This is a genomic window from Aureisphaera galaxeae (genome assembly GCF_028561275.1).
GTDB lineage: Bacteria > Bacteroidota > Bacteroidia > Flavobacteriales > Flavobacteriaceae > Aureisphaera > Aureisphaera galaxeae.
On record NZ_JAQQTF010000004.1, the window covers coordinates 193,968 to 210,044 of the forward strand.

The 16,077-nt window shown below is 40.4% G+C and carries 22 protein-coding genes; 9 read left to right on the top strand and 13 right to left on the bottom strand.

What is annotated here, in order from left to right; genetic code table 11:
• Nucleotides 1-5: 5 nt before the first annotated feature.
• From POV27_RS05730 to POV27_RS05750, 5 genes are all read right to left on the bottom strand, one after another.
• Entirely contained in the window at nucleotides 6-473 is a 468-nt protein-coding gene (locus POV27_RS05730) for a hypothetical protein (RefSeq protein WP_272861784.1), read from the bottom strand.
• A gap of 20 nt (nucleotides 474-493) precedes the next feature.
• Nucleotides 494-838, bottom strand: a complete 345-nt coding sequence (locus POV27_RS05735) for a hypothetical protein (RefSeq protein ID WP_272861785.1) — start codon at nucleotides 836-838, stop codon at nucleotides 494-496.
• A 32-nt stretch (nucleotides 839-870) separates the two neighbouring features.
• Nucleotides 871-1,971 (bottom strand): adenylate/guanylate cyclase domain-containing protein, encoded by a 1,101-nt coding sequence (locus tag POV27_RS05740; protein WP_272861786.1) that lies wholly within the window; start codon nucleotides 1,969-1,971, stop codon nucleotides 871-873.
• A gap of 6 nt (nucleotides 1,972-1,977) precedes the next feature.
• The gene (locus POV27_RS05745; RefSeq protein ID WP_272861787.1) at nucleotides 1,978-2,574 is read right to left on the bottom strand and encodes a YdeI/OmpD-associated family protein; all 597 of its coding nucleotides are present in this window, start codon (nucleotides 2,572-2,574) and stop codon (nucleotides 1,978-1,980) included.
• Nucleotides 2,575-2,750: 176 nt separating this feature from the next.
• Nucleotides 2,751-3,248: a hypothetical protein gene (locus POV27_RS05750; RefSeq protein ID WP_272861788.1), complete on the bottom strand. Its 498-nt coding sequence runs from the start codon at nucleotides 3,246-3,248 to the stop codon at nucleotides 2,751-2,753.
• A 271-nt stretch (nucleotides 3,249-3,519) separates the two neighbouring features.
• On the opposite strand from POV27_RS05750, the gene POV27_RS05755 reads away from it, so the two are divergent.
• From POV27_RS05755 to POV27_RS05795, 9 genes are all read left to right on the top strand, one after another.
• Nucleotides 3,520-5,694 (top strand): TonB-dependent receptor, encoded by a 2,175-nt coding sequence (locus POV27_RS05755; RefSeq protein WP_272861789.1) that lies wholly within the window; start codon nucleotides 3,520-3,522, stop codon nucleotides 5,692-5,694.
• A gap of 101 nt (nucleotides 5,695-5,795) precedes the next feature.
• Nucleotides 5,796-6,209 carry a DUF2141 domain-containing protein gene (locus POV27_RS05760; protein ID WP_272861790.1) on the top strand — a complete coding sequence of 138 codons (414 nt, stop codon included), beginning with the start codon at nucleotides 5,796-5,798 and terminating at the stop codon, nucleotides 6,207-6,209.
• A gap of 168 nt (nucleotides 6,210-6,377) precedes the next feature.
• The gene (locus POV27_RS05765) at nucleotides 6,378-7,007 is read left to right on the top strand and encodes a hypothetical protein (protein WP_272861791.1); all 630 of its coding nucleotides are present in this window, start codon (nucleotides 6,378-6,380) and stop codon (nucleotides 7,005-7,007) included.
• Between the two features lie 9 nt (nucleotides 7,008-7,016).
• Complete coding sequence (locus POV27_RS05770; RefSeq protein WP_272861792.1) at nucleotides 7,017-8,342, top strand: 2TM domain-containing protein; 1,326 nt, start codon at nucleotides 7,017-7,019, stop codon at nucleotides 8,340-8,342.
• Between the two features lie 107 nt (nucleotides 8,343-8,449).
• Nucleotides 8,450-8,749 (top strand): 2TM domain-containing protein, encoded by a 300-nt coding sequence (locus POV27_RS05775; protein ID WP_272861793.1) that lies wholly within the window; start codon nucleotides 8,450-8,452, stop codon nucleotides 8,747-8,749.
• Nucleotides 8,743-9,093 carry a 2TM domain-containing protein gene (locus POV27_RS05780; RefSeq protein ID WP_272861794.1) on the top strand — a complete coding sequence of 117 codons (351 nt, stop codon included), beginning with the start codon at nucleotides 8,743-8,745 and terminating at the stop codon, nucleotides 9,091-9,093. The genes POV27_RS05775 and POV27_RS05780 overlap by 7 nt, the downstream gene beginning before the upstream one ends.
• Nucleotides 9,094-9,104: 11 nt before the next feature.
• Nucleotides 9,105-9,446 (top strand): 2TM domain-containing protein, encoded by a 342-nt coding sequence (locus tag POV27_RS05785; protein ID WP_272861795.1) that lies wholly within the window; start codon nucleotides 9,105-9,107, stop codon nucleotides 9,444-9,446.
• 11 nt (nucleotides 9,447-9,457) lie between these two features.
• On the top strand, nucleotides 9,458-9,790 hold the full coding sequence (locus POV27_RS05790; protein WP_272861796.1) for a 2TM domain-containing protein: 333 nt from the start codon (nucleotides 9,458-9,460) through the stop codon (nucleotides 9,788-9,790).
• 30 nt (nucleotides 9,791-9,820) lie between these two features.
• Complete coding sequence (locus POV27_RS05795) at nucleotides 9,821-10,576, top strand: LytR/AlgR family response regulator transcription factor (protein ID WP_272861797.1); 756 nt, start codon at nucleotides 9,821-9,823, stop codon at nucleotides 10,574-10,576.
• An 18-nt stretch (nucleotides 10,577-10,594) separates the two neighbouring features.
• Here the strand turns inward: POV27_RS05795 and POV27_RS05800 are convergent, their stop codons facing one another.
• The 8 genes from POV27_RS05800 to POV27_RS05835 form a co-directional block, all read right to left on the bottom strand.
• Nucleotides 10,595-11,473: a hypothetical protein gene (locus POV27_RS05800; RefSeq protein WP_272861798.1), complete on the bottom strand. Its 879-nt coding sequence runs from the start codon at nucleotides 11,471-11,473 to the stop codon at nucleotides 10,595-10,597.
• 139 nt (nucleotides 11,474-11,612) lie between these two features.
• A complete protein-coding gene (locus tag POV27_RS05805) occupies nucleotides 11,613-11,783 on the bottom strand; it encodes a hypothetical protein (protein ID WP_272861799.1) in 171 nt (56 codons plus the stop codon).
• Between the two features lie 14 nt (nucleotides 11,784-11,797).
• On the bottom strand, nucleotides 11,798-12,340 hold the full coding sequence (locus tag POV27_RS05810) for a DUF6934 family protein (RefSeq protein WP_272861800.1): 543 nt from the start codon (nucleotides 12,338-12,340) through the stop codon (nucleotides 11,798-11,800).
• Between the two features lie 51 nt (nucleotides 12,341-12,391).
• Nucleotides 12,392-12,784 carry a lipocalin-like domain-containing protein gene (locus POV27_RS05815; RefSeq protein WP_272861801.1) on the bottom strand — a complete coding sequence of 131 codons (393 nt, stop codon included), beginning with the start codon at nucleotides 12,782-12,784 and terminating at the stop codon, nucleotides 12,392-12,394.
• 49 nt (nucleotides 12,785-12,833) lie between these two features.
• Complete coding sequence (locus POV27_RS05820; protein ID WP_272861802.1) at nucleotides 12,834-13,604, bottom strand: hypothetical protein; 771 nt, start codon at nucleotides 13,602-13,604, stop codon at nucleotides 12,834-12,836.
• Complete coding sequence (locus POV27_RS05825) at nucleotides 13,605-14,078, bottom strand: VOC family protein (RefSeq protein WP_272861803.1); 474 nt, start codon at nucleotides 14,076-14,078, stop codon at nucleotides 13,605-13,607.
• Nucleotides 14,079-14,192: 114 nt separating this feature from the next.
• Nucleotides 14,193-14,759 carry an HXXEE domain-containing protein gene (locus tag POV27_RS05830; RefSeq protein ID WP_272861804.1) on the bottom strand — a complete coding sequence of 189 codons (567 nt, stop codon included), beginning with the start codon at nucleotides 14,757-14,759 and terminating at the stop codon, nucleotides 14,193-14,195.
• 63 nt (nucleotides 14,760-14,822) lie between these two features.
• Nucleotides 14,823-16,010 (bottom strand): LETM1-related biofilm-associated protein, encoded by a 1,188-nt coding sequence (locus tag POV27_RS05835; RefSeq protein ID WP_272861805.1) that lies wholly within the window; start codon nucleotides 16,008-16,010, stop codon nucleotides 14,823-14,825.
• Nucleotides 16,011-16,077 lie beyond the last annotated feature (67 nt).

Genomic DNA, 16,077 nt, shown 5'->3' on the forward strand with positions numbered 1-16,077 from the left:
ATTTCTTAGAAATCATACAGTATTGGCAGTTCGAGATTCCATGGGCCATTCTCCTTTAGATAATGAAATTGTTTTCCCCATCCATTTTCCATAACCAAAATTCCATATTTAGCGTTGAAAAGGATTGGACCCATACCATCTACAATCGGTTCCGTCTCGTATTTATCGAATGCTACTTCCTTTACTAGATATTTCCTTTCCTTTAAAGTAAATTCATTAGGCCCAAAATATAGTAGGTCTTTATATTTTAGGAAGCTAAATACCATATTCTTTGTAGAGTCAACTAAGTTTTTATACTTAAAGAGAATGATACTATCCTTTTCAATTCTGGTCAACTCACATTGATTTTCGCGAATTAACTTATCATAATCATAGACTATTAAGTCTCTATGCTCTTTTTCAACAAAGTCTTTTCTTTGCGATTCAGAACAGCAGGCGAGTACCAAAATCCCGAGGTAAAATAATCTTTTCAAATGTATAATGGCTTATTGCCTTATTGCCTTATAGTCACTGGGATAGGGTTTCCATTGGTAATCCAACTTCCACCAATCTCGTCGATGTTTACATCCAATTCGTCGCTGGTGTCGATGCTCTTTATATTCACCTTCATTTCATCGTAGGTATCCACACTTTTTATGTTTACGTTCAATTCGTCGTAGGTGTTAATATCTACAATTCGAACGTCGATAGTTTCTACTGGAGCAGAGAGATTGTTCGTTTCCACATTGTTTTCGGCAGCATAGGCTTTCGGTACCAACTCTAGGTCTTTGGCTACGTTGAAGGTTAAACATGCGGCAATAATAGTTAATAACGTCTTAGTGTAAAGATCTGTTTTCATGTTGAAGAATTTTATGTGATGGAATTAGGGCATCAATTTTCGTTCCGAAAGGTCACTAAACCAATTTCGGAAGCCTTGCCCTTTAGTTTTTGCTTGCCTAAGGGTTCTCTAACAATGCCCTCTGGAAGGCTTGGGAGTACATTCGAAAAATCTTCTGAAGAAAGAATGGAAACTCCCAATTCGTTGCATTTGGCCTGTATACGGGCAGCAGTATTGAGAACATCTCCAGAAAATGCAATGTCTCGTTTTATCTGCCCCAATTCGCCTACCATGACCGATCCGAAGTGATACCCAACCTTAAACTCAGGAACCACATTGTACTTTTTCATATACCGATCCGCTTTTTTGGCGATAAGCGATTGCATGATGTAAAAACAACTCAATGCATTAGCGTCTTTTAATCCTTGCTTCATTTTCCAGGTGATGACCACCTCGTCGCCTACATATTGGTAGATTTCCCCACGGGTTCGTACTATAGCAGGACCAATATCCTTAAAGAAATCCTTTAGCAGATGAAAGTACTTCTCTTCGCCCAAGGTTTCTGCGATTCCCGTGGCGTTTTTAATATCGGCAAACATAAAGATGCGCCGCTCGCGTTTGGGCTGAAAATACCTTCCCAAGAGATAATCGCGAAACACACCGGGGCCGTACTTGTCATTGATCATTAATACAATGAGCGTACAGAGGACAATGAACAACCAAATGATAAAGTTCTTTAGAAAGCGCCAATCACCAAAGATAAAGCCTGCTTCCTCAATGACTTCTTCGTTCCACATGGGAAGTTGAAAATCGACACTGGCCAAGTAGGCCGCACCTATAAGACTAATGACGATGGAAGTTGCACAGTAAATGAATACGATAAGCACCAAAGCTTTCCAGAAAGCGTACTTCCGTAACCAATATTCCATGAGGTTTACGGTAAGTAGTCCTCCGATCACGCCGGCAGATATGGCCACGACCAAATTGGCAAAGAAGGCCGAGGTAAAATCGTAATCACTACTCAGCGCTCCGGCATTGGAAAGTGAAATAAAATCATAGAAAAAGATAAGGTTGGCAATAAGCACCCATGCGATCAAGATCCAAAATGCCCTGTTGGCATAGAACCGAACCCTTCTATTACTGAAGAAACCCATTCAGGATTAGCAGTTTCTGTATTTGTCGTTTAGACCAATACCGTCCAAAACCATCGGGGTGATTTTCTCTAGGCGACTCATTTTGGTGGCCTCCCGTTTGGCTTCGGAAATGTATTCGGCATATTCTCGCTGCTTTCCTGGGGTGAGGTTGCCAAAAGCGGTTTTAAAGGATGTATTTTTTCCGAATGCTGCTTCCAATTCTGGTGGAATGGTCACTCCTTTTTTACGTTCGGGTTTAATTTCTTTTCCGGCCAGACAATTCTCTATGGCTTCTTGTACGTAATCCAGTAAGACATCACCCTCTATGGCTTCCCCTTTTTCCATACGCCATTGTCGTAAGCCTTTGGTTTTACCTTCTTGGGCATTGACCAATTTCTTCTTAAGGTCTTTTAAAAACACCCCTTGGTGAAACCAAACCCCTAAGTGATTCTTAAAAGCGCCAATACCCACTACATTCTTTCCATTTAAGGTATAGGTAGGTGCGCCCCATTTAATTTCTTCATTGAGTTCTGTCTTGGCAAGCAAATCCCGCAATTCTTGGATTTCCGAATTCCAATCGGGATGTTTCGATATATATTCTTCAATGGTTTTTGAATACTGCATGGTTGTAGGGTATAGGTGTTTTATAAAAGCTAAATATAACTATTTACATTGGGTTCTATTAAAAAGGAATAGGGTCCTGGGTTAAAAATACTTTAAACATTTCACCCAAAGAAGTATGTAAACTAAAAACTCCCGCCGAAGCGGGAGCATGAAGGTTTGTTTAAAAGTTCTTACCACTAATAATAGCGACAGTACCCATTGATTACGATACCGCAAATTACTCCAGAATTGAACTGACTGCAGAAACCGTTAGGGAAAGGGAAAGTACCTTCCCTGCACGCTTGAGCTCCTTTGCTAATGGCTTCCATAGTGTCGGCATTCATTTCAATGTAGTTGTACTCATTGTTAGACACTTCTTCGGCCGTAGTCTTAAAGTACTCAACTACGGTATCTCCATTGGGGTTGATTCCGTGAACGGCATAGTAATAACCGTTTGTGTCATTAAAATGAACATCTACTTTCATGACATCGGCTAGGAATGTATGAAATTGCGTTTCGAACCGATTCTCCAAAGCGTCATTGTTAAGTGAGCATAGAAAATCTTTTGCGAAAACGCTTACATACTCGGTGGCCGGATCTTCTGGGATTTCGAAGTCATTGCGATTGTCGATCGAGAAACTTACAATGGTTAAGGCAAGTAAACAGACGGCAAATAAATAAATGAATTTTTTCATGATGGATAAAATTTTTTGTAGGGTTAATAATAGTATGAAGTTATTGATTCTTAGCTAATAAAGATTGAGGTTTGACCAGAAATAAAGAACAATTAAACAGTAGGAAAAGTAGCGATACATGGGCAGTTCGAGCCTAATGGATTATTTAAAATGGGATACCTTATCTTGGTTTTTACAATTCATCCATGGAAAACTACAATTCAGCAAGATTCATATAATGGATGTAACGGAACCATTGCATCTTTGACCTATGAAACAAATAGCTCGAAAAATGAAACCCGCCAAAAAAACAACCATTACCTTCTTACTATTTTTATTATTGTCCACCTTTTCTTTTGGGGTGTATGCCCAATCTGAAATCTCGGGGACCGTACTTCAGAAAAATGGAACCCCCGTTCTGGGAGCCAATGTATACCTTGATGGAACCTACGATGGAGCCTCCACCGATGCCAATGGAAAATTTTCGTTCACAACCGAGGAAACTGGGGTGCAGACCTTGGTCATCTCCTATGTTACCTACGAAACCTTTATGATGGCTGCCGATGTGAGTCAGCTTAAGAACGTGTCCATTACCCTTAAGGAAGATGTGAATTCCTTGGATACCGTTGTGATCTCTGCTGGTACCTTTGAAGCGGGTGACAATAGTAAAGTATCTGTGTTGAAGCCTTTAGATGTGGTTACCACGGCCAGTGCTCTGGGGGATTTTGTAGGTGCTTTGCAGACGCTACCAGGAACTACAACGGTAGCTGAAGATGGACGTCTTTTTGTACGTGGTGGAGATGCTGGGGAAACCCAAATCTTTATCGATGGGATTCGAGTATTTACACCCTATACACCCACCACCAATAATATACCGACGCGAGGAAGATATAGCCCATTCCTATTCGATGGAATTACCTTCTCTACAGGAGGATACTCTGCCGAGTATGGACAAGCACTTTCTTCCGTATTATTATTGAATACCATAGACGAACCCGACCAGGAAAAGACAGATATTGGTGCGATGAGTGTAGGAGCTTCTTTAGGAAATACCCAAAAATGGGAGAAAAGTTCTTTGAGTTTTAATGGGACCTATATCAACTTGGCACCTTACATTGCTGCCTTTCCCGATAGAAACGACTGGGAGAAACCTTTTGAAGGGTATGCCGGGGAGACCGTGTTTCGAAGAAAATTTGATAAGGGATTATTGAAGTGGTATGCCGCTTTCGATGGCACCAACTTTGAATTGACCCAAGAAGATATCAATTTAGAGGACGGACTTAATTTCAAACTGAACAACAACAACTTCTACACCAATGCCAGTTACAGTGGTGATTTAGGGGAAAGCTGGAAAATTCGTGGAGGAGGAAGCTTTACCTACAGCAAAAATGATATCGGAATTATAGATAGCGATATCGACAATACCGAAAAGTCGTTTCACTTAAAACTGAAATTGCGCAAGCGTTTTAGCAATCGATTCAAATTGAGCGTAGGTGCTGAGCAGTTCTTCACGGACTTCGATGAGGATTTTCAAAATCCTTTTGCACAGGCCAACTACGGATTTAATAATGATATTTCAGCTGTATTTGCAGAGGGGGATATCATTTTCTCCAAGAAATTTGCCATGAAGCTTGGGGTTCGTGGGGAGTACAGTGCTTTATTCGATGATGCAACGATTTCTCCAAGAGCTTCTATTGCCTACAAGACAGGGAAGTCCAGCCAGATATCTTTGGCCTATGGGGATTTCTATCAGCAACCCTTTAATGATATCCTAAAATTTCAACAGGATTTAGAATCGCAAAAGACACAGCATTATATCCTAAACTATCAGTACTCAGCCAAAAACCGCATATTCCGTGCAGAAGCCTATCGAAAAGAATATAGTAGTCTCATTACCTATGATACGCAAGATCCCACCTTCGACAGTAATTACGGAAATGGTGGTGACGGATATGCACAGGGAATCGATGTTTTCTGGAGGGATAACAATTCCATCAAGAACGTGGATTACTGGATAAGCTACTCGTTTTTGGATAGTGAGCGAAAGTTCAACAACTATCCGGAAAGAACCCGACCTCCCTTTGCCAATACGCATAATCTTTCGGTAGTGGCCAAATGGTTCATTAGCGATTGGAAGAGTCAGATAGGGTTTAGCCATCAATACGGAAGTGGTCGTTCCTATACCAATCCCAATATCCCAGGATTTTTGCAAGAGCAGACCCGTGACTACAATAGTACGAGTGTAAACTGGGCCTACCTTATTTCGCAACAGAAGATCTTGTACTTCTCTGTGAACAATGTATTCGGATTCAACAACATTAACGGATATCAATATGCAAGTACTGCCGATGTGAATGGAAACTTCAACAGAAGAGCGTTGTTGCCGGCAGCAGATCAGTTTTTCTTCGTCGGATTCTTCATGACGATAAGTGAAGATGGAACCGACAATCAGCTGGATAATCTATAGGATTACAATTCAGTCTCGATTTTCTACAGTTCGGTAGGATTCTTTTCAAAGATTGCCCATTTCAGTAGAATTTTGAATCACTAACTCAAAAGAACAACACAATGCATACCGTACTAACTTTTCTAGCTTTACTGATCGCCGGGATGGTGGCACAAGCACAGAATACGATAGAAGTGACCATAACCAAGTTTAAAAACAACGATGGAAGCGTAAGGGTAGGTCTTTACGATGATAAGGGAAAATGGTTGGATAATACCTACAAATCGCTTTCCTCAACCATTGAGAACCAAGAAGCCACCGTAATCTTTACCGATGTGCCCGATGGTGTCTACGCTATTTCCTGTTACCACGATAAAGATGATAATGGCCAACTGAATATGTTCATGGGGACTTTTCCATCAGAACCTTATGGCTGTTCCAACGGAGCTCGTGGATTTTTCGGTCCGCCCACATGGGAGGATGCCCATTTTGAGGTAAATGATCAGGAAACCCGTAAACTCGATATACGATTATAACCGCAACATCTAGAAATCATGTTAGGGATTATTTTACGATTATTGGGGAGAAACAAGTCCATTAAAGTGCTTACACTGGTATTTACAACACTGTTGATAATGGGCATAGGAATACAAGTCTTTTTGTCTTAATTACTATATAAACGCTAAATAACTTAAATTGTCATCATGAAAAAATTACTTCTTATTACCGTTGCACTATTGTCCATTAATGCTTTCGGGCAAGGCAAATACGAAAAAGGAATGATGAAGGCTTTCGATCTTTGGAAAAACGGAAAGTCTTCGGAAGCCTCTAATTTGTTCGAAAGAATTGCACAAGCAGAGCAGGATAACTGGTTGCCGCCTTTTTACGTGGCCCAAGTGAATATCTTCAATAGTTTCAACGAAAAGGATGAGGAAGTACTAACAGCTCAATTAAAGAAAGCACAAGACTTCCTGAACGATGCCAAGGCCATTTCTAAGGACAATCCAGAGATTTTGGTTGCACAAGCACAATTGTATACGGCTTGGGTGGCTTTCGATGGACAACGTTTCGGAATGACCTACGCGCCTAAGATCGCTCAACTGTATGAGGAAGCCTATAAATTAGAGCCGGGGAACCCACGTGTTGCCTTCGGTAAGGTGGAATGGGATTTGGGAACAGCCCGATTCTTCGGTCAGGATACATCTACCTTCTGTGAAGATTTAGCGTCTGCTGTTGCTTTGTTCGAAACCTACGAGCCCAAAGGAGAGTTTCATCCAAGGGGTGGAGGCGATTATGCCAAGCAATCGCTAGAACAGAATTGTAAAAAAGAATAAATTAAGCAGATGAAATTTCTGAAAGAATTTGGCAAAGCCTTTTCCATTGGTGTCCTTGTCTTTTTAGTCATAGGGCTCATCCAATATTTGAATGGTAATGTGATAGAGAAGGACCGCTTGTTAAAGTACTTTGTGTACAATCAATTGTATTCCGTAGTGCTTTATATGGTCAATATCTACTTCTTTCAGTTTTTATGGAAAAGATACGGGCCTCGTTTATTTACACGAAGAATATTTGTTAGGGGCGCATTTGGGGTATCGCTAGTCACTATAGTGGCTTTGGTCTTTCTTGAGATTGTAACCTCCATTCTTATCGAAGGGCATACATTGTCAAGCTTCATAGAGCACCAGAGTGTTCAGTCCTACTATCCTGGCTTTACCATATCTATGGTAATTACTGCCATATTTTATACGGTATTCTATTACCGCCATAAGCAGGAACATAAGGTAAAGGAGCAAAAGATCATTGCGAAAACGGCTTCTGCCCAGTTCGACGCCTTAAAGAATCAATTAGATCCGCATTTTCTATTCAATAGTCTCAATGTGCTTACAAGTCTTATTGAAGAGAATCCGGTGGCGGCAACGAAGTTCACCACTTCCCTTTCTAAAGTGTACCGCTACGTGCTGGAGCAGAAGAACAAGGAGCTTGTGACGGTAGAGGAGGAGCTGAAATTTGCCAAAATCTATATGTCGTTGATTAAGATGCGATTCGAAGACAGCATTGTCTTTACCATTCCCGAAAATATAAACAACCCTGAAGCGAAAGTGGTGCCACTTTCGCTTCAGTTGTTGCTGGAAAATGCGGTGAAACACAATATGGTAACCCCTTCGCGAAAACTACACATTTCCATTGTTGAAGAGAACGGCAATTTGGTGGTGAGGAATAACGTTCAGCCCAAGAAAGTAGTGAAAGAAAGCAGTGGAGTGGGACTTCAGAACATTCGACAGCGTTATTATCTGATCACAGATCGCCCGGTAGATATTAAAGACGACGGGCGGCAGTTTTCGGTGGCCATTCCCTTGCTCACCCAAAATGTTTCAAGAGCTAAAGAGACTCAGGATACTTACATTTCAGCAAAGAAATACGATCGGGCCAAGAAGAAGGTGGAAGAACTAAAAGGGTTCTATATCCACTTCGGAATTTACTGCATTATGGTTCCGGTATTCATATATCTTAATGTGATAAGCACAGGTTTCCCTTGGGCGCTATTTCCTATTATTGGATGGGGTGCTGGGGTAGGAGGCCATGCAATGGAGGTCTTTGGTTACAACCCACTCCTTGGGAAAAACTGGGAGGAACGTAAGATTAAGGAGCTCATGGATAAGGATCGGTAATCCGTTTATACGATTCATCCCAAACATTCTACAGTTGGGTCCAATTCATTGTTACGAAACCACCTTTCAGACTACTTTTATAGTGTAATTATTAAACACTATTAATCATGAAACTTTTAGAAAATAGCGAACAAGAACGTTACCTCCGAGCCAAGAAACAGGTAGAAGAAATGAAAGGCTTTTATATGCATCTTACCATTTACCTCATTTTTGTGTTTATCTTTATTTGGATAAACGTGAGAACCACTTCATTTCCTTGGGCCATTTTCCCAATTACAGGTTGGGGATTGGGGATATTGGGCCATGCTGCTCATACCTTTAACTTCTTTCCATTTTTAGGAAGGGACTGGGAGCAAAGAAAGATCAAGGAGATCATGGAGAAGGAAAAGTCTTCAATGAAATGGTAGATCAATTAAAAAACAACTTCGTCATGGAACTGGATAGCAAAGAGAACAAGCAGAACAAATACCTACGTGCCAAGGAGCAAGTAGCGGAGATCAAGAAGTTTTATACCAGCTTGATGTTCTATGTGGTATTTATCGGGTTTCTTGCTTACCTAAATTACTATTCCAATCAATGGAGGTATATGTGGTTCCTTTGGGCTGCCTTAGGATGGGGAATAGGCTTGGTATTTCAAGCACTAAAAGCCTTCAGATGGACTCCTTTCATGAATAAGGACTGGGAAGAGCGCAAGATCCGTGAGTTCATGGATAAAGAAGAAGAAAAAGAAAGAAGAGACCGATGGAGTTAATAAACAATACTATGGAACCCAACAGCTACGAGAAATACGAAAGAGCCAAAAATAGAGTAAAGGAGATAAGAGGATTTTACAGTCATATCATAATCTTCTTTATCATAAACACATGCATCTATGTCTTACGGTTTTATTTATTGCCCAAGTGGGGTGTTATAAGTGACGATGAAGGCTTTCAAAATTGGTTGAACTGGAATACATATCTCTTACCACTTTTTTGGGCGGTAGGGATCGCTATCCATGGCATTTGGACCTACCGACACAAGTTTGTCAACATTAAAAAATGGGAAGACCGCAAGATTAAAGAATTTATGGACGAAGAAGACAAGGAAACACGAAGATGGAAATAATAAACAACAACATGGAATATTTTGATAAAGATAAATACGAACGCGCTAAGAAGCGCATGGAAGAGATCAAGGGCTTCTATACGCACCTGGTAGTTTACATAGTCATTAATGTGGCCCTATTTTTAGTAAACCTAGGAATTTTTACCAAAGGTTGGATGGGAATTGAATTTCCCGGATGGGCTGTTTTTTCAACACCCTTTTTCTGGGGAATAGGATTGGTAGGCCATGGACTGTATGTATTCCAGGACAAATTCAAGTTCTTTAAAGATTGGGAAGAGCGAAAGATCCAAGAATACATGGATGAAGAGGAAGAAGAATTTAAAAAGACATCCCGTTGGGATTAATGTATAATTTTACCTGAAAAAGCACCTTAGATGAACGTACTCATTATAGAAGACGAAAAACCCTCTGCAAGAAGATTGCAGCGTATGTTAGAACGCCAAAATGTGGATGTGGATACCATGCTGCATAGTGTAGGCGAATCGGTGGAGTGGTTTGCTAATAATCCACACCCGGATCTTATTTTTTTGGACATCCAATTAAGCGATGGCCTTTCTTTTGAGATTTTCGATGAGGTGGAGGTAAGCAGTGCTATTATATTTACGACGGCCTTCGATGAGTACGCCCTACAGGCCTTTAAACTGAACAGTATCGATTATTTACTGAAACCCATAGATGAAGAGGAACTGGAGGCTGCAGTTGAAAAATACAAGGCCCGTGCGCCTCAACAACAGAACGTTCAGTTAAATTTCGATGACATTAAGAAACTACTCACCAATCCAGTGGAGCGTGAATACAAGAAGCGCTTTACCACCAAGATCGGGCAACACATTAAGATGATCCCTGTAGACGAGATCGAATGTTTTTATTCCGAAAACAAGGGCACCTATGCCCATACGGTCGATGGTAGGGACTATCTGCTGGATACGACCCTAGAGAACTTGGAAGGGGAAATCTCTCCCGAGGTGTTTTTTAGGATCAATCGTAAGTTCTATGTGAATATCAACGCCATTCGGGATATCATTAGCTATACCAACAGCCGACTGCAATTAAAACTGAATTCTTATAAAGAGCAGGATGTTATTGTAGCTCGGGAGAAGGTGAAGGATTTTAAGCTGTGGTTGGAGTAGTCTTCGGCCATTTTCATATCACAACTCATTTATTCCATAATTTTTCAAGGTATTTTTAATCCAACCTGAGTGTTTTCTCCAGGAATCATCCTGTTTCAGTTTAGCAATAACGATGTCGCGATAATCCTTCCGTTCACTTTCCAGTAGGGTTTCAATGAGTGAATTCAAATAAATAATCTCACTTTCTGTTTTGAATCTTGCTCTAGGAAAGTCTATCGTAAAATATTTTTCCATTCGCTCATCATATCGACTGGAATAATTTTTCCTCAAATACTCGAAGGCATAAGAGTTATTTTGTTTGAAAGCTAAGTCCTCGATTCTAGAAAGGTAACTCTCTTTGTGTTTTCTGTTTTTAAATACCCTGCGATAAAGTAGCCAATACGCCACGTGTCTATTGTGAATTACAACACTGTCCAATCGCTCCATCATAACATCGGTTTCAAGTGCTCTTTTCATGGCCTGCTCTTCTTCATAGAGCCCATCTCTGGCCTTATTTCTGGCTTCTATTCGTATTTTATTCCAATACTCGTGATAGAGGATGGAAGAGATTGGATCGAAATCCATAAGGCATCCCTCAAAAGTTCGGACCCTTTCGTTCTTTCGTAATTCCTGGGCTAGGAGTTGCACCAAATCACCTTTTCCAGATTGTACCAATTCGTTTAGGGCATATGTCCTGAGTGTTGGATTTTCGTGCTTTGAAAGTGTGTTTAATTCCTGTTCGGAAAGTAAGCTCTTTAGAGTTTGAAAGTTATTGTATTGCTTAGATGGCATGCAACCATATCCTATGCAGTCCGATTCTACTATGTTTACCTTAATGATGGAGTCGATAAGTTCCTGTTTGGTTTGGGAGATGGAATGTGTGGTGAGGAGAAATAGGACTATTGATAATTTCCACATAATATGAAGTTAGTTCTTAGTACAACGCTACTTTTTTTGAAATAGTAGCGAACCATTGAAAATTTAGTAGCAGTGTAGAAAACAAAAAAACGCAAGCCTTTCGACTTGCGTTTCCGTATATCGTTGTGATTCGTTTTTTCTAAATAGGAAGGGATTTCAGGTTGCTCAGCGACTTCTTAGCCAAATCTACCTTGTCTGCAAACAGCTCCTTTCCCTTAATCTCTTTGGCCACAGTAGCGATACGCCCCTTTGTCGATTTGGACATGGAGAGTACTTTTTTGGCCTTTAACAACTGCTTTTTCCGTTTCATACTACAAAATTAGATTATTTTTTTCTAAATATCAAAATACCAATATATTCATTTCCAGGTACATATTGCACAAAATCGGGGAAATCCCCACCCGTGAGCCCAAAGAATACGTATTCTTTACTTAAATCAACGAAATGCTTATTTACATAGTATCTATAGGTCTTTATTCTTCGGTTAAAGTTACGGCAGGTTTCATTGCACTTCTTATTACAGGTAGGTTCGCATAGGACTTTATAATCTTCTGCACTGTCACTTCCCTGCACCCAAATAGCTGCTTTTTTATTTTCACGGAAGAACACAGGTACTGTATTCAATACCGTGCTAAAGACCTTCCACATATCTCCGTTATTGCTATTTACGTCATCAAGGAAAGTGCCAGTTTCCTCGTCATAATCCCCAAAACCTAGATTATATATGGTCCGGCCATCCCTTCGGGCGACTGGGGTATACTCAATCACTTTGATGATAGAACGGTTTCCTGTACTCTCGAACAGGTATTGTACCTTCTTGGTCCTTGTGTTAAGGGATTCGGTTTTATAGGCAGGTATGTTATTCAAAAATGTAGGTTTTTATCATGGTTTCAGCAACGATCGGGGAAGGTCGTATTGCTAGTTTGCTTTTATATATTTTTCCGAACAGGCCTCAATACAGGGGTAAAGCACCTCCAAAACCCCATCGGTTAGGGAATATCTTGTTTTCATTACTTGGTTAATGCAACGATCACTCTCAATGATGCCGTCCTTGACGGAATAAGTGCCTTTTGTAGCTTTTGGGTCACCAGTCCCCATAGCACAGAAAGACCCAGTGGTGGTTACACTACCATCTTCATAAAAGGTGATGTATTTCTCTTCTTCGGCTTTGTAATAGGTGCCAGAACCATCACCAATATCTACCAATACTTCGGTAAGCTTCCATTTGCCAATCAAGGCATTATCATTTTGGGAGGTCTTGCATGCGACAAAAAATGCCATGGCCAAGACGAGTAGGCAGGCTTTTTTCATTTGTAATTAGGTTTGTTAGGTTAAAGATAGGATTTCTAGCCTAGAACTTTTATGATTTTTTCAAGAACTCAGAGATTGTTTGATCTAAATTGTGCAGATCTTCTTGGGCATTTATAAGCCCATCCATTTTCCTATCTCCCATATTTTGAATACGATAATTGGGAAGTTGATCCTTGAATAATGCAGTTACAACATTATCTATTAACCGTTCTTTCAGTCCATGCGAAAGTTGATAGGTTTGTACGATCGATTCCTCAACACCAATATGGACGATTTCATGTATGATCGTATTTGCAGGATTTTCGTAATTCATAAATCCTCCTTCCGTATTGGTAAATAGTGTAATGGTTCCCGTGTCTGGATCATAACTTCCGCCAGTACCATAAAGCGTGAATACCACGGTGTAGGTGGGATACATTTTGAAATCCCAATTCCACTTATGTTGTTCCGTAGAAAGCTGCCGTAGCATCTTTTGAATGGCAGGAGCTTGTGTTTTTACCTTTTTAAAAGCCTTTTCATAGTCACTTTCTTGATATACCTTCGATTCCAAAAGATTGAAAATGGTTGGATAATCTTCATTTCCGAAGGTTTTGGCTTTCGATTTTGCAATTAGGGAATCGATTACAGGATCGTTGGGCAATTGAATATTGTACCCCTGTTGCTCAAAAAAAGCAATGTCGTTAATGGTTCTCCAAATAGAAGTGGCTTCCTGTTCTATGGAAGGAATCTGCACTACAATTTCTGATGAAGGTTCCTGCGCCTTACAGGAAAGTAAGGAGAATGCAATAATAATGGAGCTTATGTATTTAAGGGAGTGCATCTATTTTTCGAACAATTGAATTCGGTTACCATCGGGATCCTTTACAATGACCATTTGCTTGCCTGAAACGGGATCGGTTACTACATTTCCATGAATATTGGCCTCCTTTGCCTCTAAGTGCTTTACCCAAGCATCCAAATCGGAAACCTTCATCCCAAATTTAAAGAATCCACTAATCCTACTCCTTTTAGGATGGCCTTCCAACAAGGTTTCTGGGCTAAGGGTCCCTTTTATTTCAATGAGTTCTATATGAACGCCCCCATGCTTTAGATTTTTTTGTTGAAAACCCATGTCCACATTTTGGGTTTCATTCAAAATTTTGAATCCCAATACATCTGTGTACCATCGGGCAGCTACCTCCATATCTGTAACGATAATGGCCGAAAAAGAGGCTTCGGGAGGAGAGAGTTTGGTTTCTTGAGAGAACCCAAGTAGGGACGCACAAACGAAAAGGAAGAATAGATGTTTTTTCATAATACTGGCTTACGGTCGCGTCAATGGTTGTGTAGCAACTAAAAATACGAATTACATCATTGCCTCTTTATAATTTTGTGTTAATGAAATTAGCAACGTGTAAGCTTTTAAAGGTCATGTGTTTTTTAGGTGATAGGCTGCGAAGACAAATGTGGGAACCAAAATAACACCCATGGCAAATACCGTGATGCCCGCGCGAATATCTTCGGTAGGGGCCAATGTGCCAATTCGCATCAGTGCATAGATGCTAAAGGGGATGAAAAGAAACAATCCCGTAACGGCTCCTGGGTTATACATTTTCAGGGAGATCCAGAGAAAGGAATGCAATAATCCATTCAACAAAGAGACACCTAATAAGCCCATCGCAAGCGCTAGTTGTGCTTCGTGAGTTATGGCAGAATACAGGTAAACGGTCCAGGCCAAACCAATATTGACAAGAATAATCCCAGCATTGCTTAACGGATTTTGGGTAAGGAAGCTTTTATTCCAAATGTTTTCGTTGTAGAACCGTTTGAATCCGCCCGGATAGGCATACTCTTCAAACTGATGTAGTAATAATAGCGCGAAATGCAACCATAACAACAATTGAATTTCTGTGAAATCCATAAAAAGACATGCGATTACAATGGCAATAGCACCAAGCCCACCGATTTTTGCCCAATATGTAAGGATCCATTTCATCACTGCTATCCTAAGATACCGAATTTAAGCGGAAAAAGAGGTCGTGATTTATGAAGGCTTTGGTCAATCTTCCTCAACACGGTTCTCATGAAAGGCAGAAGGAAGCAATTTGGGAATCAACTTTACGAACAAAGGAAGCAGTATGGCACCTCCGGGAAGCATGAAAATGGCCAACGAAGGAATACTTTTAAAGATGTCCAATAACTGTCCCTTCATTTTGGTTTTCTCTTCTTTTGTTAGGTCTCGTTGTGTGGATTGACTGATCAGCACCAATAATTCACCACTTTCGTTCAGTTCCTTAAGCAAGCGGTTTTTATTGCGCAGGATAAGTCGTTTTACCGTTTCGGTAGATTGCTTGTATAGTTGTTTTACGGGGTGGGTGTATTCAAATAAAATGATCTTTTCTGCATTCTGTACGGAGAACGCTGTTAGGGATCGTATACAGGCGTCCAATTGGCTTTGCGTATGTCCTAATGTAGTACTTAGCTTCTTAAGGAAAGCCAATTCACTGGTATCCATTTCCCGATCGTCCCAAACGGCCAAACAACAAATGTCCAATAGGAATCGCTTTTCCAAAACCTTTAGTGTAGTGGATGGCTTAGGGGCATCGGCTGGGAATCCTTCCAAAAATTGCGCAGAGGAAGCCACCATATCGATCACCAATTGGTCGTATTTATTCTTTTCTTCTTTAGATTGAAGTGCCAGCAAACTATATTCCAATATGGTATATTCCAAAGCCTCTAGATAGGCTTTCAATCCTTCGGGCTGCTCTAAGTAATATGTATACCCCAATACATCTACATATAAAAGGGCGTAGGTAAGGAGGGAAGCTGCATCCGTTTTCAATAAGGTATTGCTTTCTTGAAGTCGAGCCGAAAGAATTTTTTCCAGATCTTCTGAAGGTTTTTGCGAAAAACTGAGCCGTTGCAACCATTTTTGCTTTCCGCGTTCAATTTCCTTATAAAATGAGATAATAGATTCTATGGCTGCTTCGTGATTGGCAGTAGGATGTTTCGAAAAGTAAGTGTGCAGTAAAGCGTGAAAGAGATTTATTTTAGAATATTCCTCTTTAGTAAGCTTTAAGTGGCTTACCGGTTCATCCAACAAGGTGGAAACCGAAACCCCATAGATAAACCCAGCTTTTTTTAGTCCGTCGTAAAATACAGAGGGCGAAGTAAAGTTATCCAATAAACGGTTTTTGGGAAACTCGTTAATAAATTTATGGATCCAGCCAGAAGATGAGGGGTTCATTGTTTACTTTTGTTGAATAAGGAAGCAAAATTTTCGTTAACAAAAAATTAACATTATTCCCAAAACC

Coding starts and splice junctions, on each gene's coding strand:
- POV27_RS05735 (WP_272861785.1), bottom strand. CDS start 838: ATGAAAACAGATCTTTACACTAAGACGTTATTAACTATTATTGCCGCA.
- POV27_RS05740 (WP_272861786.1), bottom strand. CDS start 1,971: ATGGGTTTCTTCAGTAATAGAAGGGTTCGGTTCTATGCCAACAGGGCA.
- POV27_RS05745 (WP_272861787.1), bottom strand. CDS start 2,574: ATGCAGTATTCAAAAACCATTGAAGAATATATATCGAAACATCCCGAT.
- POV27_RS05750 (WP_272861788.1), bottom strand. CDS start 3,248: ATGAAAAAATTCATTTATTTATTTGCCGTCTGTTTACTTGCCTTAACC.
- POV27_RS05755 (WP_272861789.1), top strand. CDS start 3,520: ATGAAACCCGCCAAAAAAACAACCATTACCTTCTTACTATTTTTATTA.
- POV27_RS05760 (WP_272861790.1), top strand. CDS start 5,796: ATGCATACCGTACTAACTTTTCTAGCTTTACTGATCGCCGGGATGGTG.
- POV27_RS05765 (WP_272861791.1), top strand. CDS start 6,378: ATGAAAAAATTACTTCTTATTACCGTTGCACTATTGTCCATTAATGCT.
- POV27_RS05770 (WP_272861792.1), top strand. CDS start 7,017: ATGAAATTTCTGAAAGAATTTGGCAAAGCCTTTTCCATTGGTGTCCTT.
- POV27_RS05775 (WP_272861793.1), top strand. CDS start 8,450: ATGAAACTTTTAGAAAATAGCGAACAAGAACGTTACCTCCGAGCCAAG.
- POV27_RS05780 (WP_272861794.1), top strand. CDS start 8,743: ATGGTAGATCAATTAAAAAACAACTTCGTCATGGAACTGGATAGCAAA.
- POV27_RS05785 (WP_272861795.1), top strand. CDS start 9,105: ATGGAACCCAACAGCTACGAGAAATACGAAAGAGCCAAAAATAGAGTA.
- POV27_RS05790 (WP_272861796.1), top strand. CDS start 9,458: ATGGAATATTTTGATAAAGATAAATACGAACGCGCTAAGAAGCGCATG.
- POV27_RS05795 (WP_272861797.1), top strand. CDS start 9,821: ATGAACGTACTCATTATAGAAGACGAAAAACCCTCTGCAAGAAGATTG.
- POV27_RS05800 (WP_272861798.1), bottom strand. CDS start 11,473: ATGTGGAAATTATCAATAGTCCTATTTCTCCTCACCACACATTCCATC.
- POV27_RS05805 (WP_272861799.1), bottom strand. CDS start 11,783: ATGAAACGGAAAAAGCAGTTGTTAAAGGCCAAAAAAGTACTCTCCATG.
- POV27_RS05815 (WP_272861801.1), bottom strand. CDS start 12,784: ATGAAAAAAGCCTGCCTACTCGTCTTGGCCATGGCATTTTTTGTCGCA.
- POV27_RS05820 (WP_272861802.1), bottom strand. CDS start 13,604: ATGCACTCCCTTAAATACATAAGCTCCATTATTATTGCATTCTCCTTA.
- POV27_RS05825 (WP_272861803.1), bottom strand. CDS start 14,078: ATGAAAAAACATCTATTCTTCCTTTTCGTTTGTGCGTCCCTACTTGGG.
- POV27_RS05830 (WP_272861804.1), bottom strand. CDS start 14,759: ATGAAATGGATCCTTACATATTGGGCAAAAATCGGTGGGCTTGGTGCT.
- POV27_RS05835 (WP_272861805.1), bottom strand. CDS start 16,010: ATGAACCCCTCATCTTCTGGCTGGATCCATAAATTTATTAACGAGTTT.